At 42.6% G+C, this 25195-nt stretch carries 28 protein-coding genes; 4 read left to right on the top strand and 24 right to left on the bottom strand.

The annotated features are described in order from the left end of the window. From JZU62_RS00320 to JZU62_RS00260, 13 genes are all read right to left on the bottom strand, one after another. The coding region (locus JZU62_RS00320; RefSeq protein ID WP_295010804.1) for an NADH-quinone oxidoreductase subunit C at positions 1–517 on the bottom strand (517 nt) is incomplete at its 3' end. Then, positions 517–1026 (bottom strand): NADH-quinone oxidoreductase subunit B, encoded by a 510-nt coding sequence (locus JZU62_RS00315; protein WP_013459129.1) that lies wholly within the window; start codon positions 1024–1026, stop codon positions 517–519. The genes JZU62_RS00320 and JZU62_RS00315, both read right to left, overlap by 1 nt. Continuing rightward, entirely contained in the window at positions 1008–1397 is a 390-nt protein-coding gene (locus JZU62_RS00310; protein WP_015652668.1) for an NAD(P)H-quinone oxidoreductase subunit 3, read from the bottom strand. The genes JZU62_RS00315 and JZU62_RS00310 overlap by 19 nt, the downstream gene beginning before the upstream one ends. A gap of 312 nt (positions 1398–1709) precedes the next feature. Next, positions 1710–2804, bottom strand: coding sequence for a methyl-accepting chemotaxis protein (locus JZU62_RS00305; RefSeq protein WP_295010802.1), 1095 nt, complete (start codon positions 2802–2804; stop codon positions 1710–1712). Positions 2805–2918: 114 nt separating this feature from the next. Further along, positions 2919–4655 carry an ATP-binding protein gene (locus JZU62_RS00300; protein ID WP_295010800.1) on the bottom strand — a complete coding sequence of 579 codons (1737 nt, stop codon included), beginning with the start codon at positions 4653–4655 and terminating at the stop codon, positions 2919–2921. 99 nt (positions 4656–4754) lie between these two features. Beyond that, complete coding sequence (locus tag JZU62_RS00295) at positions 4755–5960, bottom strand: outer membrane protein transport protein (protein WP_295010798.1); 1206 nt, start codon at positions 5958–5960, stop codon at positions 4755–4757. 3 nt (positions 5961–5963) lie between these two features. Then, the gene (gene nfo / locus JZU62_RS00290; protein ID WP_295010796.1) at positions 5964–6809 is read right to left on the bottom strand and encodes a deoxyribonuclease IV; all 846 of its coding nucleotides are present in this window, start codon (positions 6807–6809) and stop codon (positions 5964–5966) included. Between the two features lie 56 nt (positions 6810–6865). Beyond that, positions 6866–7156 (bottom strand): type II toxin-antitoxin system RelE/ParE family toxin, encoded by a 291-nt coding sequence (locus JZU62_RS00285; protein WP_295010795.1) that lies wholly within the window; start codon positions 7154–7156, stop codon positions 6866–6868. After that, positions 7141–7374: a hypothetical protein gene (locus JZU62_RS00280; RefSeq protein WP_295010794.1), complete on the bottom strand. Its 234-nt coding sequence runs from the start codon at positions 7372–7374 to the stop codon at positions 7141–7143. Before JZU62_RS00280 ends, JZU62_RS00285 begins: the two co-directional genes overlap by 16 nt. Positions 7375–7409: 35 nt before the next feature. Then, positions 7410–8555 (bottom strand): aminotransferase class I/II-fold pyridoxal phosphate-dependent enzyme, encoded by a 1146-nt coding sequence (locus JZU62_RS00275; protein WP_295010792.1) that lies wholly within the window; start codon positions 8553–8555, stop codon positions 7410–7412. Between the two features lie 29 nt (positions 8556–8584). Further along, positions 8585–9817 (bottom strand): hypothetical protein, encoded by a 1233-nt coding sequence (locus JZU62_RS00270; RefSeq protein ID WP_295010790.1) that lies wholly within the window; start codon positions 9815–9817, stop codon positions 8585–8587. A gap of 38 nt (positions 9818–9855) precedes the next feature. Further along, entirely contained in the window at positions 9856–10353 is a 498-nt protein-coding gene (locus tag JZU62_RS00265) for a hypothetical protein (RefSeq protein WP_295010788.1), read from the bottom strand. After that, a complete protein-coding gene (locus JZU62_RS00260; RefSeq protein ID WP_295010786.1) occupies positions 10325–11341 on the bottom strand; it encodes an aldo/keto reductase in 1017 nt (338 codons plus the stop codon). Before JZU62_RS00260 ends, JZU62_RS00265 begins: the two co-directional genes overlap by 29 nt. A gap of 90 nt (positions 11342–11431) precedes the next feature. Here JZU62_RS00260 and JZU62_RS00255 point away from each other — a divergent pair, with 90 nt between their 5' ends. Both JZU62_RS00255 and JZU62_RS00250 read left to right on the top strand, forming a co-directional pair. Then, positions 11432–11761: a hypothetical protein gene (locus JZU62_RS00255; protein ID WP_295010784.1), complete on the top strand. Its 330-nt coding sequence runs from the start codon at positions 11432–11434 to the stop codon at positions 11759–11761. A 39-nt stretch (positions 11762–11800) separates the two neighbouring features. After that, complete coding sequence (locus JZU62_RS00250) at positions 11801–12706, top strand: DUF234 domain-containing protein (RefSeq protein WP_295010782.1); 906 nt, start codon at positions 11801–11803, stop codon at positions 12704–12706. On the opposite strand, the gene JZU62_RS00245 is transcribed toward JZU62_RS00250, so the two are convergent. Beyond that, the gene (locus JZU62_RS00245) at positions 12689–13477 is read right to left on the bottom strand and encodes a J domain-containing protein (RefSeq protein ID WP_295010780.1); all 789 of its coding nucleotides are present in this window, start codon (positions 13475–13477) and stop codon (positions 12689–12691) included. The genes JZU62_RS00250 and JZU62_RS00245 overlap by 18 nt on opposite strands. A gap of 123 nt (positions 13478–13600) precedes the next feature. Here JZU62_RS00245 and ccoG point away from each other — a divergent pair, with 123 nt between their 5' ends. After that, on the top strand, positions 13601–14872 hold the full coding sequence (ccoG, locus tag JZU62_RS00240) for a cytochrome c oxidase accessory protein CcoG (RefSeq protein ID WP_295010778.1): 1272 nt from the start codon (positions 13601–13603) through the stop codon (positions 14870–14872). Here the strand turns inward: ccoG and JZU62_RS00235 are convergent. Genes JZU62_RS00235 through aguB form a run of 3 tightly spaced genes read right to left on the bottom strand, consistent with a single transcriptional unit; the run spans position 14854 to position 17708 of the window. After that, positions 14854–16185, bottom strand: a complete 1332-nt coding sequence (locus tag JZU62_RS00235; protein WP_295010777.1) for a HAMP domain-containing sensor histidine kinase — start codon at positions 16183–16185, stop codon at positions 14854–14856. The genes ccoG and JZU62_RS00235 overlap by 19 nt on opposite strands. Next, a complete protein-coding gene (locus tag JZU62_RS00230; RefSeq protein WP_295010775.1) occupies positions 16175–16855 on the bottom strand; it encodes a response regulator in 681 nt (226 codons plus the stop codon). Before JZU62_RS00230 ends, JZU62_RS00235 begins: the two co-directional genes overlap by 11 nt. A 4-nt stretch (positions 16856–16859) precedes the next feature. Beyond that, a complete protein-coding gene (gene aguB / locus JZU62_RS00225; protein WP_295010773.1) occupies positions 16860–17708 on the bottom strand; it encodes an N-carbamoylputrescine amidase in 849 nt (282 codons plus the stop codon). Between the two features lie 137 nt (positions 17709–17845). On the opposite strand from aguB, the gene JZU62_RS00220 reads away from it, so the two are divergent. Then, the gene (locus tag JZU62_RS00220) at positions 17846–18595 is read left to right on the top strand and encodes a flagellin (protein WP_295010771.1); all 750 of its coding nucleotides are present in this window, start codon (positions 17846–17848) and stop codon (positions 18593–18595) included. Positions 18596–18616: 21 nt separating this feature from the next. On the opposite strand, the gene argS is transcribed toward JZU62_RS00220, so the two are convergent. The 7 genes from argS to tsf form a co-directional block, all read right to left on the bottom strand. Next, positions 18617–20197, bottom strand: a complete 1581-nt coding sequence (argS, locus tag JZU62_RS00215; protein WP_295010769.1) for an arginine--tRNA ligase — start codon at positions 20195–20197, stop codon at positions 18617–18619. Positions 20198–20200: 3 nt separating this feature from the next. Then, a complete protein-coding gene (gene tatA / locus JZU62_RS00210) occupies positions 20201–20437 on the bottom strand; it encodes a twin-arginine translocase TatA/TatE family subunit (RefSeq protein WP_295010767.1) in 237 nt (78 codons plus the stop codon). A 99-nt stretch (positions 20438–20536) separates the two neighbouring features. Further along, on the bottom strand, positions 20537–21160 hold the full coding sequence (gmk, locus tag JZU62_RS00205) for a guanylate kinase (RefSeq protein ID WP_295010765.1): 624 nt from the start codon (positions 21158–21160) through the stop codon (positions 20537–20539). Next, positions 21157–22578 (bottom strand): hypothetical protein, encoded by a 1422-nt coding sequence (locus tag JZU62_RS00200; RefSeq protein ID WP_295010763.1) that lies wholly within the window; start codon positions 22576–22578, stop codon positions 21157–21159. Before JZU62_RS00200 ends, gmk begins: the two co-directional genes overlap by 4 nt. Positions 22579–22663: 85 nt before the next feature. After that, on the bottom strand, positions 22664–23428 hold the full coding sequence (gene fliR, locus JZU62_RS00195; RefSeq protein WP_295010761.1) for a flagellar biosynthetic protein FliR: 765 nt from the start codon (positions 23426–23428) through the stop codon (positions 22664–22666). Positions 23429–23431: 3 nt separating this feature from the next. After that, the gene (locus JZU62_RS00190) at positions 23432–24073 is read right to left on the bottom strand and encodes an ABC transporter ATP-binding protein (protein WP_295010759.1); all 642 of its coding nucleotides are present in this window, start codon (positions 24071–24073) and stop codon (positions 23432–23434) included. Between the two features lie 139 nt (positions 24074–24212). Then, on the bottom strand, positions 24213–25195 hold a 983-nt coding region (gene tsf / locus JZU62_RS00185), incomplete at its 5' end, for a translation elongation factor Ts (protein ID WP_295010756.1).

Genomic DNA, 25195 nt, shown 5'->3' with positions numbered 1-25195 from the left:
GAAGCGGGAACCCTTCCCAATCATCCGGCATCAAGATACGTTTCATAAACGGATGATTATTTACCACCACACCGAACATATCGTACATTTCACGCTCAGACCAATCTGCAGAGCGGAAGAGTGACGAGAGACTTTGAATCGACTCTTTTTCATCGATTTTGCATTTTACACGGATACGTTTGCGTTTGGACATACTGAGCATTTGGTAAAAAATCTCAAATTTTCCCTCTTGTGCCAACCAGTCAATCGCTGATAATTCAGAGAGCTGATTGTACTCAAGCTCATTTTTCATCAACTCAATAACACCGAAATTATCGGCGGCATTGATTACCACTACCATTTGTTTCACTTGGATATAGGCATCCAAAACTTCAAACTTTGCTTTGATCGCTTCGAGATCGGCTGCAAATACGGCATCTTCAGAGACATCACTTTTCGCTACTTGTGGGGCAACCCAATAACGGTCGGTGTAATAGGGTTTTTTCTGTACATCGTCTTTAGGGGTGTAAGCTCTCATTACATCAACCTTTTTGGTTTTTGAGCGCGGGATGCACTCTCACGTCGAATTTTTTGTTGTAGCAATAATACTGCGTATTGAAGTGTCTCAGGACGAGGTGCACAGCCGGGGAGATACAAGTCAACAGGGATAACACGGTCAACCCCTTGAACGGTTGCGTAGGTGTTGAACATACCGCCGGTATTGGCGCATGAACCCATCGATATCACCCATTTCGGCTCGGTCATTTGATCGTACAAACGGCGGATAAACTCCGCATGTTTTTTCGTCAATGTTCCCGCGACTACCATAAGCTCTGCTTGACGCGGAGAAGCACGGAAAATCGTACCAAAACGGTCGAAGTCATAACGAGATGCACCCGAAGCCATCATTTCGATACCGCAACACGCCAAACCATACGTCAATGCCCAAAGCGAGTTGGATCGACCCCAGTTAACTACTTTATCAATCGTTGTCAAAGCGACGGGAAGTCCGCCGTCTTTGAGATAATTTACTTGATGTTGTGCCATTCGAGAGCCCCTTTCTTCCACGCGTAAACAAAACCGATAGCCAATAATAAGATGAACATCATCATCTCGACAAATCCGAACCACCCTAAAAGTTTGAAATCAATCGCCCACGGAAACATGAAAACAATTTCGACGTCAAACAAAAGAAACAACAATGCAAAAAGATAAAACTGCGTCGAAATGCGGTTCGGCTGTTTTGTTACTTCCGGTCCGCATTCGTAAACCGAAAGCTTAATCTTTTCAGTATCTTTTGCCGCTAATGCGCGACTGGCTAAACGTGCGATGACTGTTGTGGCATAAAATGCCCCAAACGTTAACACAAACAGCACAAATACCCCAAAATAAGGATTTGCTACGTTGTAATGCTCCATAGTTCCGACCTTTTCGTGGTTGATGGCATATTCCGCCGCAAAGCAATTCTCTGCCACGGTATATGGTTTTCTAATAAACAGTTGTTGCACTATAACAAAAAGAGAATTAAACAAACCCTTATGAATCGGATATTTTTTTATCTCTGTCACAATAAGAAACACCATACTATTGTGTTTTACGTATAAATGTTAAATTACGTAACACATTAGAAAGCTTTATACGATTTCGTGTCAAAATGGAACAATATCGGAGATGATTAGTGATGAGGAGGAGTGTTTTGCAGCACTCAGCGTACTGCATTGTAGAAAATCTTAATATTTCTCTTTGAGCATACGATCAAGTGTTTCAAAAACACCATCACTGGCATGTTCCATCTCTTCGAATACTTTTACAAAACGATCCGATCCGATCTCCTCAGATTTCATCAAATCGAAAATTTTGTGGGTCGAATTATGGACGATTGAATGCGGTGATTCAAGTGAGGTATAACTCGCGGTTTTCTTGAAGAAATCAGCCCCTTCCCCCTCATAATACCATTTGCCTAAACGGCAGTTATGGTGATCGACAAAATTAAACTGCTCTTTTTTCGTAATAGCAGAGAGATAAGTATTCACTTTCCAAATAATATGATCCAATTTAGCCAAACTCATAAATATACGTTCTGCAGTGTGTTGCGTATGTGCAAATGTTTCACGCATCATTTGTGCATTGTGATCCATATTGGCATTAAAACTTCCAATCGACTCATTCGATTCTTCGATACTCTCTTGTACCTGCTCAAATTTCTCACCGATAGTCGTAACATCTTGTTTCATCGATTGCAATGAGATATTAATCTCACTGATCGCTTTATCGGTTCGATCAGCAAGTTTGCGAACTTCATCAGCGACAACGGCAAATCCTCGCCCATGTTCTCCCGCCCGTGCGGCTTCAATCGCGGCGTTAAGAGCCAGGAGATTGGTTTGATCGGAAATATCTTTAATCAATACCAAAATACTCGCCACATCTTGTGCCCGTTGAGAGAGTGCTTTAACGGTATCCATTGACTCTGATGCTAAATGATTGAGTCCTTCGAGAGTATTTGAGATTCCGGATGCTTTCTGCCCCAAATCAACAATATTTTCTAATAATGACGTTGATTGGGCGATATTCTCTTTGGAGGAGGAGACCGATGCCGCCATATTTCCTTGAACATCGATCAGATTCTTCTTGAGTTGCTCATTTTGATATGCCATCATCACACTTGCATTGCCACATTTATGTTTCTGATTATCTTGCTCGATTGAAGCTTCACGCTCATAAAGTTTGCGGGAAAGCTCTTGGTTTTGATCCCGTAGTGCCTGATTCTCTTTTTGTAGTATTGAGAGTTCTTCCCTCAGTGGTGTATCGTCGCTAAACCAACCCATAATATTCTCCGTTTTTTGCTAATAGATACAATCGTGTTTGGATTATACCCCCTCTTTGGGGCAAAAATAATGGTTTGGTTAAATTTCGATCATGATGTGATATTTTTTTGATATTTAATGGCTTAAAAATCCCACAGATTTTTCCCCATCAAAACTTCCCGAGCGTTCTTTTTGGATTTCTGCAACGAAATCGTCGAGTTTAAATAGCCCCTCAGCTCGTGCGGCAACGTTATAGGCTGTGTTTTTGACGATCAGATTGATTTGTCCCCCCGTAAGAGGATATGAAGTAAGTTTATCAACATCAAACCCCTCCTCGTATGGAGCATTTTTTGGTAACATCATTTTCCACAACGTAAGGCGCTGTTTCTGATCTGGTTTTTTGAACTCGATTTTATAGTTAAATCGACGGGAAAATGCCTGATCGATATTTTCAAGGAGGTTGGTCGTCGCAATCAAAATCCCCTGAAATTTCTCGATCTGCTCCAAAAAGATATTTTGCATCTGATTATGCATCTGATCGGCTGATGTACCGGCACCTTGGGAACGTGATGAGAGAAACTGATCCGCTTCATTGAGGAGCAAAATCGGTTCTGTTTTTGTTTGCTTCGTGAGATCCGCATAGGTATCAAAGATTTTACGGACATTTTTTTCCGATTCTCCCACATACATCGAAAGAATTTTAGAGCAGTCGAAACTCAAAACCTGCCGTTTCAATGAACGAGACAGCGAATGTGCCGTAAGGGTTTTTCCGGTCCCAGGAGGGCCGTAGAAAATGATCCGTGCATCGATCCCCGCTTTTTTGTCTTTGACTCCCCATTCATGAAGCCGTGCGATCACTTCACGATCCAACTGGCGCATGAGATTCGAAAGGGTTTGTTCCGTCGAAGGGTTAAGAACGACATTTTCGAGTGATGTCGTCGGTTCGATCAACTCAAAAATCTCCTGCTCTTTAATCAGCATATCGAGTTTTAGTTTCCGTACTTTTTTCTTTTTCTGTGGGTGCATGATCGATTGAAGCACCTCATCGACGATATAAAAAGCACGACTGATTCCACCAAACGGATTGAGCATCTCTTCATAATCGATCACTTCATCACTGATGAGGCGTGCACCGTCTTCCAAAAGTGCTCGATTTTTAATCCGTTCATAATCATCAAAACTGATCAGATCGATGAGGGTATTCATCTCTCGCAAATTTCCCTCGGTTGCACTGTACTCCTCTTTCAAAAGAGCAAGGAAAATCACCTGCTCTTTAGGCTCTAACTTTTTTTGTTTGAAAAAGCGATCCAGCACTACATCGAGTGAGGTTTGAGCAATACGCTCATCGATCCGTTTTTCGAGGAGATCAAGTTTGTTTTGGATACGGTTGATCCCAAGAGAGTGTTCGTTTCCATTATGGCGAATAATCGACATTTTTTGATAGAGCTCGATACGGAAAAACTGATCTTGGAGATATTCCAAATGATCGGCATAAGGTTTGATGTCAGGGAGTGTCATCTCCAATGAACCCTCTTCTAGGAGCTTCATAAAAATCGACGTCACTGCGACGGGGGTATTGTAGAGCTCAAGATGAGAGAGCTCACTGATTTTCAGTGGGGTAAATGAATGATGCGTGATCCATCCAAGTTCAAGGAGGGTTTTAACTTCCCCAAAATGTTCCAAGTAGGTGTAATCGTCGGGACCGTACAATTCTTGAAGAAGTTCGGCAACAATCACATCTTCTTGTGACTGTAAAAACTTACGGGTCAGAAGTTGTAAAATCTTCGCCTCATCTATAGTACATTTAAGTTGAGAAAAAATATGGGTTTTTTCAATGGATTTATTTTCTAAAAAGTCGATGAGATATTTCAATAGTTTCCTTGTTGTTTCAATACTCTTTTCAGCACTGTAGCAATAGCTGTTTTATGAAGAGATTCTACCATGGTTATGGTTTTAGGGATTTTAAATAGATTAAAAACGATACTCGATTCCAGCTGTAACCAAATAGGCGTTAGAATTAGAGAATTCACCGCTAATCGGATTACTTCCGCCACTTTGATGCACAATTCGGTCTTTTTTAATATCAACTAAACCAGCCAAACCGATATTCCAATGCGGATCGATTTGATATCGCCCGCCTAAAGAGACAATAACCGCATCGCTATCAGGAAGCTCATAGCCAAGTGTCGATTCGAACACCGGACTCTTATCATAGGCTATCCCTGCCATAGCACTTAATTTGCCAATTTTTTGAGTCAAACCAAGTCGATATGTATTGGTATTTGTCCAATTTTTAGGTAGCGGTGCTCCAAAAGCAACCGTTGCTGCATTCACGGTACTATCATAATTAAAATCGAGATTTTTATAAGATGACCAGTAAGTTCGCTCAAACACTGCTTCAACCGTTGTTCCCGTATCAAATGTATATGCAGCGGCAAGATTGAGTGCCGCAGGAAGCGGAACCGTAACACTCGCTGGACCGCTATAAGTCGTAGCACCAACCCGCAAATCAGCAGACCCTTCTACGTTCAAATCAATTTTAGAACGATAGGTTACTGCTAACGATAGATTACTGATGGGTCGATAGTTTAGTGCCAAATTATATCCATAATCGATCGAGTCCCCAGTCAAATCTCTTGATGTAGGAGTTGGAGAGATACTTTTAACCACTCCATCCGTTCGAACAATTCTAAACCCTACACCCATACTTAGTGTGTCACTTAATGGTACTGCAATGGAGGGATTGAATTCTATGGTTTGGAGAGTAAACTCTTCTGCACTATAAACTGCCTGTGCGCTTGTCCATCGTTTCGACAATCCTGCCGGGACTACAATACTAAGACCTACTCGAACACTATTGTCTCCTAATTTTCCAGAGGTATAATGGAGTGTCGGAACCAAAAACGATTCACTTTTGGAGTCGATGTTATAGGCTCCGCTCGTTGAAGCATAATGAATCTTAGAGAGTCCGATATAGGTCGCATCCACTTCAAGTAACTCTGCATCATCATTATAGACCATCGCCGCAGGGTTGTAATACGCCGCATCGGCTCCGTGAGCATTAGCCACATACGCTGCACTAAGTGCCGTAGCATTAAGTGAACTCTCTGGGATTTTATATCCTGCAGAAAACAATGTCGCAGACAGTGCAATCGATAGTACTAATGCTCTCTTCATCTTCTACTCCTGTAGTGAATATAACAATCCGATTTCCTGATTCCAAATCGTCTCATCGATCGTTTCAAGTACCAAGGGAATGTCATCCATTCTCGGATCATTCATAATAAATCCAAACGCATCCAGACCTATTTTTCCCTTCCCAAGCGAATCATGCCGGTCGACATGACTCCCCAAATCAGGTTTAGAATCATTAATATGCATCCCTTTAAGATAGTTAAACCCCACTATTGTATCAAACTCTCTCCAAGTTGCATCATACGCTTCGCGGGTTCGAATATCATACCCCGCCGTAAACATATGGCACGTATCGATGCAGACACCAACCCGTGATTTATCCTCTATGCGCTCTATGATAGCCGCAAGATGCTCAAATCTCCACCCCAGATTAGACCCCTGACCCGCCGTATTTTCGATCACTAAAGTGACACCGTTGGTAACACTGAGTGCTTCATTCATACTCATAGCGATCCGATCAATACACTCTTCTTCGCTGATTTGCTTCAAATGACTCCCCGGATGGAAGTTCAACCGATCCAATCCCAACTGGCTACACCGTTGCACCTCATCAATAAACGCTTCGAGTGATTTTTGCCGTTTATCCTCTTCAGGATGCCCAAGATTAATCAGATACGAATCATGTGGAAGAATATGTTTAGAGAGAATTCCGCTTTTGGCGAGATTCTCTTTAAACAAAGCAATGGTCTCCTCATCGAGAGGCTTTGCCGCCCACTGTTTTTGGTTTTTGGTAAAAAGGGCAAACGCATTGGCACCGATTTTCATCGCGTTGAGTGGAGCGTTAAAAACACCGCCCGAAGCGGAGACGTGGGCTCCTACAAATTTAGACATATTAATTTCCTTGTGTATTTTTAACTATTTGAAGTTTTTCAAAATTGGATTTTTTCTTATTTTTCTTGCCACTTGAAAATTTCCAAAATGCAAATCGTCTGTTCATCTTTAATCTCATAAACGATGGTATATCCGTTATGGATAAGATCACGTACTTTCTCATCACTCGCATATAATGATACACGTCCCATCATCGGTTGAGTTTTTAAAAGCTGGAATTTAGCGTCAATATCGTGTTGAAAATCAATTGCGGCGGAACGTTTATCGAGAGCAATAAAACGGAAAATATTTTGAAGTTGAATAGTGAATTTTCGGTTACGAATGAGCCGAATTACACGGTTTTCCAAAATGCTTCCATATCACTTTTGTATTCCTCTTCGGAAAGATAATCATCGGAATTTCGCGCACTCTCTACCCGCGCACGGGCTTCATCCATAGATGAGACGATAAACGAAGGATTCTTTTCTAAATGTGCAACCGCTTTTTCAAGAAACTGCACTATAGATTCGGATGAATGGTGAAAGAAATTTTCGACCACAGGGTTGTTAATCTGCACACTTAACATTGATCCCTCCTTCTGTCATAATTCTCACTATTATATCATAAACGTCGAATTCTCTCCGCCGCCTCTTCCAGTACATCCAGAGGTTTAGAGTAGCAAAAGCGAACCATATTTTTTCCCGCATCGTCATGATAAAACGCCCGCCCAGGCACCGAAGCAACACCTGTTTTTTCCAGTATCGCCATCGCTTTTTCAAAATCATCATTTCCCGCCACACTACTTACGTCGGTCATGACATAATAGGCACCCGCAGGGATACTCGGGTTCAATCCCGCATCACGCAATGCATCACAAAAAAGATCGCGCTTATGCTCGTGGATTCGGGCAAGCTCCGTGTAATAGCTATCTCCCAGTTCTTCCAACCCGACCGCCGCGCCGATTTGTAACGGTGCAGGGGCACAAACATAAATGAGATCATTAAGCTGTGCCATCGCTTCGATCACACTCACTGGGGCTATCGCATATCCTAACCGCCAGCCCGTGATACTGAACACTTTTGAAAATCCGCTCAAAACAACACATCGATCGTGCAAACTCGGAATACTGAGTGCCGTGACATGAACAGCATCACCGTATAAAAAATGCTCGTACATCTCATCGGCAAATACGATCAAATCGTGTTTCTCGGCAAATTCCCCTATCGCTTCGAGCTCTTCACGTGTATAAACTTTACCGCTCGGGTTGGCGGGGTTACAGATCACCATCGCTCTCGTTTTCGGGGTCACTACCGCTTCGAGTGTTTCCATATCCAGTTTCCACTCAGGGGATTCGAGACGGACATAGGTCGGTACAACTTCGAGTGATGAGAGAGTGGATCGGTGATAACCGTAGTAAGGTTCAAACAATATCACCTCATCGAGCGGGTTGAGCAGTGCCATACACGCCGTATAAAATGCCCCCGTCGCCCCATCAGAGACCAATACCTGCTCAGGCACAATTTCGACCTCGTAAAAGCGTTTTATCTTAGCAGCTATTGCAGAACGTAACCGCGGTAGTCCCTCGGTCGGGGTGTAGATATTAAACCCCTCGTTCATAGCCGTGTACGCCCCCTCGATCACCTTACGAGGAACTTCAAGATCGCATACCCCCTGTGCCATATTGATCCCATTTAGGGCATTGCACGCTCTCGTCATAGAGCGAATATGGGATTGTTCGATAGTTCCGCTGCGTTGGCTAAGTTTCATATATCATTGCTCCCTAATTAAAGAGAGAATTATAACTTATCGCGCAAAACCTTGATGAGAATTGCCAATAAAACGGCTCCTGAAGTGATTAAAAACACTACTCCGACTTTCCAAAGCACTGTATTCGTCAATCCTATCGAACAACTCACCAAAATCAACCCGCTCACACCCAATCCCCACTGAATGTTTGCCCATCGAACAGGCAGAAGCTGATGAAGCATCGGAATTTCCCTCTCATCGATATAGGGAGCGTAACGCTCAAACCATACCAAAAAAGGGACAATCTTATACAGATGTGCTGTGATTAAAAATCCCAGAAATCCGGCGGTCAAAAACCAAAATGCGAGGGCTATCATTTTTTCATTAGCGCTCAATACGCCGTATATCCCAAATCCCATAGATGCGGTTAACGCTATAAAGGCTACGGCAACGGAGCGTTCCCAGATATCAGTATAACCACGCTTTTTTGTCGTAAATATACGGTAAACCTGCACCATGTAATAGAGAACCGATCCTATTCCGACGAATAATGCAACCTTTTCGAGCCAATGCATCTGTAATGCAGATGATACTATCATAGCTCCCACTGAAACAATCATCGCATAAAAACTGATAGCATGATCCCGATCCGAGGGACGCTTACACGCACCGAACATTGGTAGCAATACCGTACTCACCCCCATAATGTTGAGCATGACATATCCGCCGAAGACAGCAAAGATATGTCCCATGCGCCACTGCGATGGATCGATATGTATCATCCCCGCATAACCCAATGCCATCATAAAGCCAATTCCTAATCCAACCCCTAAAAAAAGGGTACTCCACTGCATTGAGAGGATGACACTGGTACGGCGGCGACCACGATTAAGTGTGACAAACAGATTTAAGGCAAAAAGGGTTAATGCAACAAGAGTCAGACTTCCACCTATTGTGAGCCAAAAAGGGTTATAGATAAATCCGAGGGCTAAAAGTACTGTTCCACAAGCTAAAAGAGGCCATATCCATCCAAAAATTTTAGGGTAACGGTGATGCACCTCTCCTACAACGACGGAGAGCTGCCCCATCGCTCCGATAATTACCGTCATCACAAAACCGATCATATAAACATGAACCCATCCGATGAGTCTAAAATCGTGCAAACTAATATCAGGTTGCAAAAAAAATAAAAAGCTCATCGAAAGAATATAAAACATAACTCCCATAACAAAATAGGGGGCAATAATACGCAGAGGGAGAGAAAAATCAGGAGAAACATTCATTGTGACCCTTTTTTTTCTGATTGTAACGCAGTTAAAGATTAGAGTGATTGATTAATATCAAGATCGATAATTTTGATGATAATACCGTTACTACGATCTTTAAAATAGGTCATATCATTTTTGAGACGATAGACAATATCAGTTTTATCGGTTCGAATATATTGTGTCCGTCCACCGCCGCACTGCTCACTCGTATTGATCCCCTCAAAAATCGGCTCACCCAGCAAAATGCGTCGGAGCGTGTCCGTAGGATATTCGGGAGAGAGGTAATCACGAACAAACGCCTCTTCACTCATACACCCTGCACTCACACACACTTTATCATCTATCGTTATTTTTTCTACTGCAACTCCCGCAGTAAACAGCTCCGCTTCAACCGCTTCCCCCTCATGACGGATATACCCCGTATCGGCAAATTTTAGTTTCGGGGACTTGATGGTAATAATTTTAGGTTCACTGACACTGTAATGTTTGCTCGTGCACCCTCCGATTAAAAGGATGAGGAGACTAACCCATAGGATAAAGAATTTTTGCATGAACCTCATCCAGTTTTTGAAGTGTTTCACGATCTAAAGTAACATTCATTGCTGCCAAACTAGCATCCAGCTGTTCGGGTGTTGTCGCACCAATAATCGTTGAGGCGACAAAATCAAACTGTTTACTCCATGCAATTGCCATACTCACAGGATGAAGTCCCGATTCATGAGCGATTCGAAGATATTCCTGCGTCGAAGCAAGGGTTTTATCATTTAAAAAACGAGATGCCATCAGACGCTGACGTTTATTGGCTGATTTGACGTAATCGCTGAACCGTCCGTGCGCATTGATGTCTTGATTGTATTTTCCGCTCAATACCCCTCCACCCAAAGGCGAATAGGGCAATAATGAAATCTTCTCTTCTCGGCACAGTGCTCCGATCTCAGTAAGATCGCGGCGGTTGAGTAGCGAAAAATTATTTTGGATCGATTCGAAACGGGCCAATTTTTCGTATTTGCTTACCATCAACGACTTCATCGTCCCTCGTGCAGTATCATTAGACGTTCCGATATAACGCACTTTTCCGCTTTGCACCAATGCATCAAACGCTCTCATAGACTCTTCGATCGGTACCACGGTGTCAGGCCAGTGCATCTGATAGAGATCAATATAATCGGTACCTAGCCGTTTCAATGATCCCTCTATTGCCCTCTCTATATGAAACCGATCAATCGCCGTATACCCGTGACGGATCGGCGGCACAAACCAACCCGAAGCGGCACCCGCTACTTTGGATGCTAAAATAACTGAATCGCGCGGTTTCGTTTTGAGCCAACGCCCCACCATCTCCTCGGTCAACCCAACGAGACTCTCTTCGGGGGGGACGGGATAGAGTTCGGCAGTATCGAAAAAGTTAACTCCGGCATCGTATGCTTTGTCCATAATTTTAAATGCATTTTTTTCATCACATTGACTTCCAAACGTCATTGTTCCCATACAAATAGGAGAGACGCGTAATCCGCTCCGCCCAATATAGCGATATTCCATAAATTCTCTTTTAAATGATATAAATTTCTAATGCTATTCTACCGTTTTTTGAGATACAATTAAGTTTATTAAATAGAACAGGAGACAACTATGTTCAATATTCTCCGTGATGCACAAAAACAATTTCAAGTGCTTCAACAACTACTTAGTGACAAAAGCGATCACAGTAGTGCCTATTACACAAAACTTAGCATAGCGACCGAAGAGGCATATGTTCTCATGAATGAGGGGATGTGTGCCAGTACCTCCGTATGTCATGAATGTGCCGATCACCGCGATTTTATCCGTTCGATGCTGGATATTTTAGGTGAACTCGAAGTAAATGCCGCATCTACTGATAAATATACCGATAAATTGTCACAATATAAAGAGCGTGTTAATAAGATCCTGAAAAATATAGCTATTGTCCTCTCTTCATAACTCTACTCTATCCACCACTTATTTGTTATAATCTCTCCAATGGACAGAAAACTAATAAGTGATTTTTTTCACCGTAATCTCCCACGAGATATGGAACAGTGTGTTGAGCTGTTCTCCATTTTCGGGGGCTATAACGAACCTATCGATACGGATGAGCCGATTGAATCACTGATCTTACACCACATAATCACCCTTTTTGACTCCCATCGAGAAAATCTCCTCTCTTGCCTTAACGAAGATCCCCTTTACCTCAATTTACTCCATGCCGTTGCCGTCGGAGACCGCCGTCAAGGCTCAGCCTATCGCCGTGCCCGTATCGGAAAAGAGCGGGGAAATGAAGCATTTGAGTTTTTACGCGTTAACGGTTATCTTTCATTAGAGCGCTCTCGCGAAATGCCACTGGAACGTGCCCATCCAAAACAGCGATTTAAAAAAGAGATCGAACACCACAAAATTTCTCATAAATTTAGATTTACCACCCCCTTTTTACGATTTTGGTTCGCGTTTGTAGAACCGTTTTCGAAATCGATTCGAGAGGGAAATTATCAACCTTTTTTGGATCATTTTCGAGAACAGCTTAATGCCTTTGTCGGCTTTACCTTTGAGGAGTTGTGTGATCAATACTTACGCGAATTTTTTGCTCCTCAATTTCACAGTGACCTACTCGACTCGGGCAGCTATTGGAACCGTGAAGTAGAAATCGATTTGTTTTGTGAAACGATGGAGGGTGAAATATGGGTAGGAGAGTGCAAATGGACGAACCACAAAGTGAACAAAAAAGAGTTTCACAAACTCGAAGAGAAATGTACCAAGCTCTCCATCAGAGCCGATAAAATATTACTGTTTGCCAAACGGGGTTTTTCAAATGAGCTGAATGATCTAAAAGATAAACGGCTTTACCGCTTCAGTGCGGAAGATTTGAGCCCATTAACTAACCGCTTGTAATGCGCCGTATGCCTCTTGTAGAAGTTGAAATTTCTGAGTGTATTTATTAATAATTCTAGGACTTTTATTTTGAACACGGTCTGGATGATACCGTTTGGCGAGGGTACGATACCGTTTTTTCAAATCTTCGGGTGATGAGCCCATCGGAATCTCAAAAATCGCGTGATAGCGGATCATTTTATCGATAGCATCGTTTCCATGCCCCCATCCTCGATAATTTCCGTATAATCTACTCATAAACATATCATCATATTGGTAGTTGATAGTAAAATGGAGCACTTCGCGACGATTAAGCGTTTTTTCGAGACGCGCTTTAGCTTGCGGAGTTCTCACATCGATAAAAAGTCCATCATTCGTCGAACTAGTCACCATATTGGAGAGTTGTTGTTTGAGATAACGCATCACCCATCGATTTGGAGTCAACACGCTCAGTTTAACACGATCCGGTCCAAATGCATACACTTCGACATCGACATTTTCATTGTTGCGAAACGGTACTTCGATACGAACCGCCGCTGTTTTACATCGCTTTAATGATCGGCTGTAAAACGAGCCTGTAAGTTCATTCGCTTTGGTAAAATGTTCACTGAGAGTCTCTAAAAACTCCTCTTTTTGGTTCGCGGAATTTTCGTTATTGAGAACCAATACCCCGTTATCCAAAAACAGTGTGTTATGGATATGATGATCGAAAAACTCCTCCATCCACGACTCTTCGAGAGTGTTGGTACTCCCTTGAACAAAGATAGCGTTATTGCGTAATACAACTCTCACGGCAACCCCCGTTAGTAACTCTAATACTTGAGTAAAGCAAAAGGAGTTCCACTCTCTTTTTTATGCCACCAAAAAGACACTTTATTTTTCTACAGTTCCCTATTCTATCTTCAAGGAGTCTGTATGTCTTATGCGACTAAACGATATTGGTTCTATGCCTTTGTCACCCTCTTTATCTTCACCGTTCCGTTTATGAGGGTGAATGACAACCACCTTTTGCTTCTCTCATTTGAGAAACTCCAGTTTCATTTTATGGGATTGGCATACGATGTCAACGAGTTTTACATCATGCCGTTTTTACTCATATTTTTGTTTATCGGGATTTTTGCCCTCACCTCCATATTGGGGAGAGCGTGGTGCGGATGGGGATGCCCTCAGACAATTTTTAGAACCATTTATCGGGATCTGATTCAAGGAACCCTCCTCGATTTGAGAAACAGTACGAACAAACAAAAACGGATGAATACCTCATCTCTTGAAAATAAGATCAAAGTCGTTGTCGGTTTTTTACTCTGGGCACTGATCGCCATAACCGCATCGACCAATTTTATCTGGTACTTCGTCCCTCCCGAAGATTTCTTCACCTATATGCAACACCCGCAAGATCATCTCTTTATCATCATTTTCATCGCTACAACTGCGGCATTTTTGATTTATGATATTGTCTGGATGCAGGAGAGTTTTTGTACCTATCTATGCCCTTATTCACGAATACAAACCGTACTTTATGATGATAATACCAAACACGTCGTGTATAACACCAATCGCGGCGCGCAAGAGTGTACCGCCTGTGAAGCGTGTGTCAAAGTATGTCCGACCCATATCGATATACGTCAAGGGTTACAGTTAGAGTGTATCAACTGTCTGGGATGTGCCGATGCGTGTAGTACCGTCATGGGTAAATTAGGGAAAAAATCGCTGATCGAGTGGGGAAGTCCGAAATCAATTTTACATGAGATAAAATGCTCTATTTTTTCCAAACGCAACATTATGTATTTTGTCGCTATGGCTGGATCCTTGATATTTGCGGCAGCATTTGCATCGGAGCAAGAACGGGTATTGGTCAATATCAATAAACCAAACGAACTCTACAAAACACACGATGGCATCGTCAGCAACAACTATATTGTGAACATTCACAACACCCAAAAACAAACCTATACCTACGATGTCAAAGTGGAAGACAAAAACTTCCGTATCGATAGCTTTGAAGCGCTACGTCTCAAAGCCGACGGTATGCGAAAACGGATATTGGTGATCTCGACAAATCAAAACTTATCGCAGTCGGATCGAAGAGACACCGCGTTGAAAGTCAAACTCACGGTCTTCGCAAAAGAAGATCCGAAAATCTCTGTTGTAAAAGAGATCTCCTTTATCTATCCGCGAGCTGAGTGATAGAGCGCCATCGAGAGGGTAAACACGCTCCCCTCTCGAACCTTGCTCTCGACCTCTATTTTTCCTCCGAAGCTCTTTTTGATGATCATTTTGCACAAATAAAGCCCGATCCCGCTCCCTTGTGATTTTGTCGTAAAATAGGGGTCAAAAATCTTTCCAAGTGTATCGCTTGAAATCCCGCTCCCGTTATCTTCGAGTCTGATCATTGCTTCGCTCCCGTTGCAGTGGCTACGAAGGATAATCTTTGGTTCACTCACCCCGCTCAATGCATCCGACGCATTCGAGATCAACGCCAAAAGAACCTGAGAGAGCTCATTCTTTTTTCCAAAAATAGTGATCTCTTCATCACTACCAACAACCTCCAATACGATTCCTTTGCTCTTTAAATCGGGGGCAATAACAGCAACACTATTGCGGATCGCTTCGGTGAGGGAAAAAGGCTCTTTCGCTTTGGCAGGGGTATAAAACTCTTTGAAATCATCAATCGTCTTGGATAAAAACTGCAACTGTTCCTGCGCCGAAGCGATTTTCTTATCAAAATATGCATCGTCTATCGTACGGTTTTCATACCGATTTTTCAAATTCATCAACAGGTAGGAGAGGTTGTTGAGAGGTTGACGAAACTGGTGGGTGATATTGGCGATCATCTCACCGCTTTTTGCCATTTTTGACTGTTGAAACAACATATTTTGATGATCGAGTGCCTGATTTTTGAAAAGATTGTATTTGTACGAAATAGAGATCGTAAACAACACCGCTTCCACTGCAAATGCCGCCAATACTATATCGATATAACCGTGTTGAACGTACACCTGTTTGAGTTGAAACACAAACAGCAAAATACATAGCAGCGACCATCCGATGACATAAACGATCGTCGGTTTAAACCCTGAGCGGAGATTAAATACGACCGAAAGAAATAAGATTGCATACACCACCGTATAGGGGAGATATTCAAAAAGGATATAGTGATAAAAGGCAGTCAAAATGACCACATTGAGCAAAAGGGTATTGATCACCAACTCTTTAAAATTCGTAATCTTTGGAATCAAATTTCCCTCATGAAACGTTATTGCAAACATAACGGCACTCAGCGTTGCTAAGAGAAGAAAAATCTCCTGAATAAAAGGCGAAAAATGGAAAAGATGACTATAGGCGCTGATATATCCCAAAGAGAAAACCTGCATGGCGCAATAGCTGATATACATGATCTCTTTGGAGTAGACATAGCGCACGAGCGTATAAACGATACTCATCAGCAAAATGCCGAACGTTGCGCCGTAGGCTAAGTGGGTGAACGCTTCAGCACTCAATTTTGTACCCTGTCCCTGAGAGATTGGAAATGAGATTCGCAGGGAGTTTCGCTTTGAGATTTTTCATCAGTGTTTTAAGAGCATCGCTGCTCATGGCACTCTCTCGCCAAACATGGTTTTCGATCTCGCTATAGGTGACATAGCGGTTTTTATATTTGAGGAGCAGACTCAGCATCTGAAGCTCTTTTGTCCGCAAAGCAACAACGTCACCATCGCGTACAAGGGTCTGATTGTAGCTGTCAAAACAGGTGTTATCCGGAAGATTGATGATATTCGAATCTTTATGATGGATACTTTCGATACATTGTCGCAACGCTTCTTTAAAAGCGCTCTCTTGCACCGGTTTAATCAGGTATTTGACTAACTGCAACTCAATCGCTTGAAGAAGATAGGTCGTGTCACTGTAGGCGCTAATGACAATGATCTGAGTCTCTTTATTCTCTTTACGGATCTGTTTGATAAACTCTAAACCGTTCAGTTTAGGCATCTGAATATCGGTAATGATGATTTCGGGATGTACCGCGCGATAGAGTTTTAATCCTTCAAAAGCATCCGAAGCGGCATAGATATGTTCGAAGTAGTTTTCGAGGTACTCGATACCGTTTTCACGCGCCACATCATCGTCTTCGACATACAAAACATGAAGATTTTTTGTGGCTAACTTTTCCATATCGTTATTGCTTAACAATCTCTCCATAACACTCCGGACGGCGATCTCGAACAAGACCCCAATAGTGGCGGTGTTCGCGAATGGAAACAGGATCAAACTCGCTGTAGAGAATCTCCTCTTTGTCACGTGATGCTTCGGTAACTTTTTGCCCCGTATGATCGGTGATGAACGAAGAGCCGTAAAACGTCAGGGTACAACTCTCTCCCACCTCTTCACCGATACGGTTGGCGGCGATAACGGGGATGATGTTTGCCGCAGAGTGCCCCATCTGTACCCGCTGCCAGTGCGATGCCGAATCAACACCGATTTCGGGTTCGCTTCCGATCGCCGTCGGATAGAAAATCATATCCGCCCCCATGAGGGTAAGTGAGCGCGCCGTTTCAGGGAACCACTGATCCCAGCAGATGCCAACACCCACATTTCCAAATGCGGTTTTCCACACTTTGAACCCCATATCCCCCGGCTCAAAGTAAAATTTCTCTTCGTACCCCGGACCGTCAGGGATATGAGTTTTGCGGTAGTTTTCCATCACGGTACCATCGCTATCGATCATGACGAGTGAGTTAAAATAACGTTTACCGTCACGCTCGAAATAGCTGATCGGCAACACTACCCCAAGCTCCTTCGCCAACGCACTGAAATGCGCGATGAGGGGATTATTTTGTAGTGGTTGTGCCCACTCGAAATACTTTTTATCCATATCTTTGCAAAAATAGTATCCCTCGAAAAGTTCAGGGATCAAAATGATATTGGCGCTGTTTTTAGCCGCTTCACGCACCATTGATTCGGCTTTGAGAATATTGGCATTTTTATCCCCGCTCATCTGCATTTGCACTGCCGCTACTTTAATCATCTTTACTCCTAACGCTTTATTACCATGAGCGAATTATAGCATTGCTCAGACACAGAATGTTTACTCTGAAAATATTATTATTTTTTAATATGTACCGTGATATTCTATAACAAATGATAGATTTGAAAGGAGACAAAATGTCAGCTATTAATACACAATACAATCCCCTTCCGCAAATGAATACGGAGACAAACAAACGTGATAAAACCCTCGAAAAAATCGCTTCCGCAATACAGATTGGGATGGAAGAGAGTGCTTCACGTTCTATTGCCGATATGTTGCAAAACGATATTTCTTCTGCATCCCAAGGAGTTATGAACGCCAATGACGGCATTTCGATGATGCAGATCGCCGGAGGAACACTCAACTCTCTCTCCGATCAGACCCAAACTTTGAACGATCTCAGCGTCCGTTACAACAATGCTGCGCTCAATGATTCTCAGAAACAAGTATTGCAAGGTGAATTCAACCAAACCGTTGCTTCAATGCAACAAAGTATTGAGAGTACCAGTTACAACGGAAAATCTCTTTTCGGAAGCTCCATGAGTTTCTCTTTGGGTGATAGTAACATCTCAACTTCCATCCCATCGCTTTCGCCATCATCACTCTCTATCGACAATCAAGACGGTATCCAAGCCTACAGAGACTCTCTATCTCAGGCTAATTCCGATGTCGGCTCTACCACCAATAGCTTTGTGAGTGCAACTAACACCTTGTTAGAAAAAATCACTTCCACATCTGCGGCAAAAAGCCAAATCGCCGATACCGATATGACAAACACGATCAAAGATTTTCAGCAAAGCAATCTAAAACTTGATATGTCTCAAATTGCTATCGCCCATCAAAATGATGCACTTCGACAAAATATTACGAGATTATTGGGATAAAAGAGGTTGAAGATCGAATGTTTACATTCGATCTTTAGCTTGGATTCCGAGCAATGATAGCCCTGTTTTAATCGAGAGGGCAACGACGAGGAGAAGTTTTAAAAGTTTAGTTTCATCTTCAGTACCAAGGATACGGGTATCATAATAAAATTTATGTAAACGTCCCGCTAACACTTTCAGATAATCAGGGAGTTTTTGCGCTTGGCGCGATTCGAACGCATCCTCAATGATCTCCGGTAACAACAGTGCCTCAAACAACAATCCATCCGCATCCGCACTTAACCCGTGCAAATGGGAAGCCATAATCTCATCCATGCTTTTTTCGCTTTTCGCAATCAAGGTTTGGATACGGGCATGGGCGTATTGGATGTAGTAGATAGGATTTGAGCTGTCTTGACGTTTGAGTTCTTCGATATCAAATTCGAGCGCCGTATCGCACTTTTTAGAGGCGAACATAAAGCGTAATGCTTCCGCACCAATCTCTTCGACCACGTCACTCATCAGAATAACGGTTCCCGCACGTTTGGACATTTTGAATGGTTCACCATCTTTGAGCAAACTCACCATTTGAGAGAGAAGTACTTCTAGTTTTTCCGAATCATAGCCCAAAAAGGTGATCGCTGCTTTCACACGGGCGATATAGCCGTGGTGATCCGCTCCCCAGATATTGATGTAATCCTCATAGGCGCGCTCGAACTTTTGGTTATGGTAGATAATATCACCTGCGAGGTAGGTCGGGCGTCCGTCTTCACGTACCACAACACGGTCATGATCATCACCGTACTCGGAAGATCGGATAAAGGTTTTCCCCTCATTGGTGTACACACCCTCACCCATTTTTGCCATAACGCGATCCCACTCATTGTAGAGGGATGCTTCACCGACAAAGGTATCAAAATGGACATTGATCGCAGCCAAATCTTCAACGATAAGGGTCAAAATTTTATCTTTTGCCCACAGTGCCAACTCTTTTTGACGGCTCTCATCACGAAGTGCATCTTCGCCGAAAAGCTCTACAACCTCACGAGCTAAGTCACTGAGATACTCACCGCGATAGTATTTTTCAGGCCATTCTACCACTTCACCCAGAAGAGAGCTACGCCCTTCGAGCTGTAAGGATACACCGAGTAAATCGATTTGATTCCCCGCATCGTTGACATAATATTCTGCCGTGATATCGTAACCTAAATGACGCCCAAGACGTAATATCGTATCACCGTATACGGCTCCGCGCGCATGCCCGATATGAAGCGGCCCCGTCGGATTTGCACTGACGAATTCGAGGAGGATAGAACCTTTTTTATCACTGCTTCCGAATTGTTCCCCGTGGTTCAATGCCCATGAAGCATACTCGTCCAAAAACGATTCAGAGAGACGAAAGTTGATATATCCTTTGACCGATTCCACTGCCCCGAACATTTCGCTCTCATTGAACGATGTTGCGATCTCTTCGGCGATAGCCATAGGAGATTTTCGAAGTTCTTTAGCAAGGGAAAAAGCGATAGGGGTAGCGAAGTGACCGAAAGAACGATCTTTCGGCTTTTCGAGGATAACATCACAATTGAATTTATCGCGCAACAGCGCTGCTACTCGCTGCTTCAAGGCTTACGCTTGTGTAGTAGTTTTAGGAGCTTCTACTACCGTAGATGCAGTCGTATCAACTTGTTTCGGAGCTTCCGATGGTGCCGTTGCAGTTGGCTCTTCATCTTTCATCTCTTTTTTGAAATTACGGATCCCTTGCCCAAAACCTTTTGCAAGTTCAGGGATTTTTTTCGCTCCAAACAACAATACAACAATTGCAAGAACTATTAGCCAATGACTTCCGCTTGTAAAACCGCCCATTGATATTTCCTTTTATACGTTAAAAATTAATTTGAGCAGTATAACGGCTGATTGCTGTAATCGTCCTTATGAGATTACGGATATCTTTTTGTTATAACTCTAACTTTGTTCTTCCCATTTCTGGACAAATTCGTTGATTTGTAAGGTCGGTATTTTCATCCGAGCTGCTTTAGCAATCGAAACCAAAATTTCTGCCGCTTCATCAAGATTATCGTTCACTACTAGAAAATCGTATTCACTGATCCGCTGAACTTCTCGCTTTGCCATTTGAATACGACGCTCAATGACCTCTTCGCTATCAGTAGAGCGATTGTGAAGCCGTTTTTTCAGCTCTTCAAGTGAGGGAGTTGTAATAAAAACCGAGGTTGTGATATCACTTAGCCGACTTTGTACCGCATCATGTCCTTGTACATCAATATCAAAAATAACCAACTGACCCTCTTTGAGTGCTTTTTTGACCGCTCCCAGTGATGTTCCGTAATAGTTGCCGTGAACCACCGCATACTCTAAAAACATCTCTTCTTCAATCTCACGTTTAAACTCTTCAACGCTTACAAAATGGTAGTGAACACCATCCTCCTCCCCCTCACGCATCGCTCGGGTCGTCGTTGAAATCGAAAAGTAGGTTGGACCGATATGATCGGTTATTTTACTGATAAGAGAACTTTTCCCCGCACCACTAGGCCCTGATAAAACTAAAATTGCACCGCTGTGACGATTCACTTTTCATTTCCGAAATTAATATTAATGCTGATGTTCATTCCTTTGAGAGATTTTGCAACATCTTCGTTTGAAAGGGCTTTAAGAAGGGCTTGAAGCGCCTCTACTCCATCATTGTGAGCGGGTTGTGTTTCTAGTGATGGTGTTATATCCTCAATCAATGCTAACTCATCTTCTTCATCGATCCCCTCCATCTCAAGGGTACTCTCATCTTCAAAGCCTCCGAAATCTTCAACCTCTGCTTCTACCTGATCCTCTACTTCTTCACCGACAGCCCGTTTTAGCTCACGCTCATCGAGCATATCGAATTCATCAAAGTCACTCGAATCGTTTCCTTCCGCAATAGGAGTGTTTTCGACCAAAGGCTCTTCCACCGGAAGTTCTTCCTCTGGAGAGGCTTCTTCTTCTATCCCTAAATCTTCCATCAGGTCATCATCAAAATCATCCGTTGACAATTCTCTCTCCAAGTCGTCACTCCCTAAACCATTTACTGCATTATTAATTTTCGCTTCTAAATGGTCCAAATAATTTTCATCATCAATCGACCCTAAAATATCCATATCGTCGGATGATACTTTATCTTCAAAAGCACTCTCTTCCTCCAACGATGGAGAAAAATCATCCATATCAAAAGCATTTTTATCAATAAGTTCTTTTTCCGGTGTCTCATTATCGAGTTTTAACAGCTCATCTTCCAATACATCATCGAAATTGAGTATCCCTTCATCCATTTCATCAAGAGCTGGCATTTCACTAAAAATGAGTTCATCACTTATATTATTGTGTAGATCATCTTCTTTTGGAAACTCAAGATCATCAAGCCCTTCTACTATAATATCTTCTTGTGTGCTCATTGCTTCATTATCAGTATCATCTAAAAGTCCTTGAACCTCTTGAACCTCTTCATGATCTAAAATTCCTATTTCGGGAAGTTTTTCATCAAAGTCTTCTAAATTGCTAAAATCAAAATCTTCATCTTCCATATCAATACCGTCAATGTTTACTGGTCCCTCTTCTGAATGTTCTATCTCTGGAAGTGCATCTTCCAAATTGATTGAGTATACAGGTGTCTCAATAGGGCTCTCTTGATTCGATATTCCGCCAACTTTTTTATCGATTTGAATAAACATATCTACCAAATCGGTAGGCAAAAACGGTTTATTGATAACATTATCAAATCCCGGAGGCGTTTCATTTCCTCGCGTTGCCATGAGTAACTTACTTTTGACCCGTATTTTTGCATTTAGTGATTCAAACATATCATCACTGTAAAGCGCATCATCAACAATGAGCAAATCGTATTCACTCTCTTCGATCTCATCAACAGACCACACCACACTTAAATCATCTTTCGTTTTTTGTGCGCTGAGAGCTACCAATTTTCGGACGACCGGATTATCGTTAAAAAGCAAAATATTCATTGCTACCCCTCTAAAGTATATTCTTATTCCAGCAAAAGCTTAATTCTATCATTGTAACTAAAAAAAAATTAAATGATAAAACTATTTAGAATAGTTTTTCCAAATAGTTATAAGCATTTTGTGTTTGGGACGTAACAATCATAAGCGTTGCCCCAAGTGTCACCATAAGAACCACAAATGATACCGCAATTTTAATCGGCGTTCCGATAACGAGCAAGTTAAATTGCGGCATGGTTTTCATCAACATTCCAAAGATAAGATCGGCTAACATTGATAATGCCGTGATCGGAAATGCAATCATAAATCCTACGACAAACATATTGGTCATAGCATGAATAATGTACTGAAAAAGGGAGGGTGTTATCATAAATCCCCCCAGCGGAATGCTAGATATCGAGGCGGAGGCGTATAAAAGTATCCAATGGTGTAAATCAAAAATCAACAACACCATCAATGCCAATAATGATAGAAACTGGTTGATAATCGGCATCGATACCCCTGATTGCGGGTCGATAGCCGAAGCGAGCGAAAACCCCATCATAAAAGAAATTTGGCCCCCTGCAAAGGTGATAACATGATATGCCAACTGTAATACAATCCCCACCGCCAGTCCAAAAAGCATTTCACCCAATACGGCTACGGTGAGACTAAGGGCATCGGTAGGAATATTCAGCGGGGGAACGGCACCGAAAAAAAAGACGGTAAAGAAAAATGCCATTGCCGCTTTAATAGATATCGGAATATTTGCATGAGAGAATATCGGTACTGCCATAAACAAGGCGCCAAAACGGGTAAAGAGCAAAATAAAAGCGATAGTACGACCTTCACTAAAAATTTCTGCCCACTCCATCTGTTAGCTCTCGCGCAAACTACCGTTTTGCATACGATAGATATGGGTACACCGTGCGGCTAACGATTCATCATGAGTGACTAAAATCATCGCGGCTTGATGCTGTTTCAAATAATCATCAAAAATATCCATCACTTCGAGTGCCGTAGCATGATCGAGATTTCCTGTCGGCTCATCGGCAAATATCAAACGGGGCTTTTTCGATAGGACACGAGCGATGGAAACACGTTGCTGCTGACCACCAGAGAGTTCGGTCACTTTTTGGCGGATCACATTCTCGATCCCCAATCGCACCAATAACGCTTCATCAATCGATTGGTGTGCTAAAATCGCGGCAACTTCAAGATTTTCATACGCACTAAACCCTTTGAAGAGATAATGGCTCTGATAGATCAACCCTAAATCATCACGCCGAAGATCAACCAGTGCCGTGTCACTCAGAGTATAGATATCGTTTCCGAACAGCTCTACTCTTCCGCTATTAGGTTGTAGTAAAGAAGATAAAATATGCAGTAATGTTGATTTACCGCTTCCGCTTACACCTACGATCGCGATCGATTCTCCGGCATTTAGGGTGAGTGAAATATCCTCAAAAAGGGGATAATCAAAAGCATGGGATAAAGAGGTTGCGTTTAAAAGTGTCATAGGGGAATTATAAAGTAAATTAGATTAATAAAGGGGGAAAAGAGCAGATTGCGGATCAAGTCCGCAATGACGAAATTTTTATCGTCATCCTGAACTTCATGTGCCCTATAGGGTAGATTCAGGATCTAAGGGTTGCCCCTTACGCCATTTGAGCAGCGACTTCTTCTGCGAAGTTGTCAACTTTTTTCTCTAAACCTTCTCCGACTTCGTATTTAACGAATTCGACGATTTCAGCAGTACCGCCGTGTTTAGCAGCCTCTTTTGTAATCGCTTCAGCAACCGTCATAGAATCATCCATAACGTAGTTTTGATCCAAAAGTGCAAGCTCTTTATCCAAAGTTGTATTGTCCGCTACGAAGCGAGCCAATGATCCTGGGATAATGTTTGCCCAGATTTTTTCCGGTTTGCCATCAGCGAGCAATTTAGCTTTGATCGCTTCTTCAGCCGCAGCCATAACTTCAGGAGTTAATTGTGATGCTGAGATGTACTGAGGAACGTTTTTGAGTGGTTTTTTCAAACGTGCTAACTCTTCGTTCTCCGTTTTGATCGCTTCAATACGACCGATAGTTTCCGCTTCTACGAATGCAGGATCGAAATCTTTAGAGGTCAATGTCGTCGGTTTCATCGCTGCAGCGTGCATTGCAACGTTTTTAAGCATCGGAGCAAGTGCTTCGGCTACTTTTGCGTCAGAACAGGTTGCTGCTACGAGAACACCAACGCGGCCGTTTGAGTGAACGTAACCGTTAACACATCCGTTTGCACCTGCATTGAGGGTTGCAAAACGACGTACTACGATTTTTTCACCGATACGTGCTACTTGAGAGGTAAAATACTCTGTAAATGTAGATGTTTCGTATGATGTTTCGTTCAACTCTTCAACACTGCTGACACCTGTAGTAAATACGTGTGCCGCTGTGTTGCCGACAAGATTGATGAAACCGTCGTTTTTAGCAACGAAATCGGTTTCAGAGTTAACTTCAACCAAAGACGCTGATGTAAATGTATCGGAAACTTTAAGACCCAAAAGTCCCTCAGCTGCTACGCGATCCGCTTTTTTAGCGGTTTGCGCCATACCACGGTCACGCAAAAATTCTTTTGCTTTTTCCATGTCGCCATCACACT

It is taken from the genome of Sulfuricurvum sp. (assembly GCF_019163035.1).
Taxonomy (GTDB): Bacteria; Campylobacterota; Campylobacteria; order Campylobacterales; family Sulfurimonadaceae; genus Sulfuricurvum.
The sequence above is the reverse complement of the archived record's forward strand: the minus strand, read 5'-3'. Positions and strand labels throughout refer to the sequence as shown.

Bases quoted from the DNA above. Each gene is read 5' to 3' on its own strand.
- JZU62_RS00315 (WP_013459129.1), bottom strand. From the start codon at position 1,026: ATGGCACAACATCAAGTAAATTATCTCAAAGACGGCGGACTTCCCGTC.
- JZU62_RS00310 (WP_015652668.1), bottom strand. From the start codon at position 1,397: ATGGAGCATTACAACGTAGCAAATCCTTATTTTGGGGTATTTGTGCTG.
- JZU62_RS00305 (WP_295010802.1), bottom strand. From the start codon at position 2,804: ATGGGTTGGTTTAGCGACGATACACCACTGAGGGAAGAACTCTCAATA.
- JZU62_RS00295 (WP_295010798.1), bottom strand. From the start codon at position 5,960: ATGAAGAGAGCATTAGTACTATCGATTGCACTGTCTGCGACATTGTTT.
- nfo (WP_295010796.1), bottom strand. From the start codon at position 6,809: ATGTCTAAATTTGTAGGAGCCCACGTCTCCGCTTCGGGCGGTGTTTTT.
- JZU62_RS00280 (WP_295010794.1), bottom strand. From the start codon at position 7,374: ATGTTAAGTGTGCAGATTAACAACCCTGTGGTCGAAAATTTCTTTCAC.
- JZU62_RS00275 (WP_295010792.1), bottom strand. From the start codon at position 8,555: ATGAAACTTAGCCAACGCAGCGGAACTATCGAACAATCCCATATTCGC.
- JZU62_RS00270 (WP_295010790.1), bottom strand. From the start codon at position 9,817: ATGAATGTTTCTCCTGATTTTTCTCTCCCTCTGCGTATTATTGCCCCC.
- JZU62_RS00265 (WP_295010788.1), bottom strand. From the start codon at position 10,353: ATGCAAAAATTCTTTATCCTATGGGTTAGTCTCCTCATCCTTTTAATC.
- JZU62_RS00260 (WP_295010786.1), bottom strand. From the start codon at position 11,341: ATGGAATATCGCTATATTGGGCGGAGCGGATTACGCGTCTCTCCTATT.
- JZU62_RS00255 (WP_295010784.1), top strand. From the start codon at position 11,432: ATGTTCAATATTCTCCGTGATGCACAAAAACAATTTCAAGTGCTTCAA.
- JZU62_RS00250 (WP_295010782.1), top strand. From the start codon at position 11,801: ATGGACAGAAAACTAATAAGTGATTTTTTTCACCGTAATCTCCCACGA.
- ccoG (WP_295010778.1), top strand. From the start codon at position 13,601: ATGTCTTATGCGACTAAACGATATTGGTTCTATGCCTTTGTCACCCTC.
- JZU62_RS00230 (WP_295010775.1), bottom strand. From the start codon at position 16,855: ATGGAAAAGTTAGCCACAAAAAATCTTCATGTTTTGTATGTCGAAGAC.
- aguB (WP_295010773.1), bottom strand. From the start codon at position 17,708: ATGATTAAAGTAGCGGCAGTGCAAATGCAGATGAGCGGGGATAAAAAT.
- JZU62_RS00220 (WP_295010771.1), top strand. From the start codon at position 17,846: ATGTCAGCTATTAATACACAATACAATCCCCTTCCGCAAATGAATACG.
- tatA (WP_295010767.1), bottom strand. From the start codon at position 20,437: ATGGGCGGTTTTACAAGCGGAAGTCATTGGCTAATAGTTCTTGCAATT.
- JZU62_RS00200 (WP_295010763.1), bottom strand. From the start codon at position 22,578: ATGAATATTTTGCTTTTTAACGATAATCCGGTCGTCCGAAAATTGGTA.
- fliR (WP_295010761.1), bottom strand. From the start codon at position 23,428: ATGGAGTGGGCAGAAATTTTTAGTGAAGGTCGTACTATCGCTTTTATT.
- JZU62_RS00190 (WP_295010759.1), bottom strand. From the start codon at position 24,073: ATGACACTTTTAAACGCAACCTCTTTATCCCATGCTTTTGATTATCCC.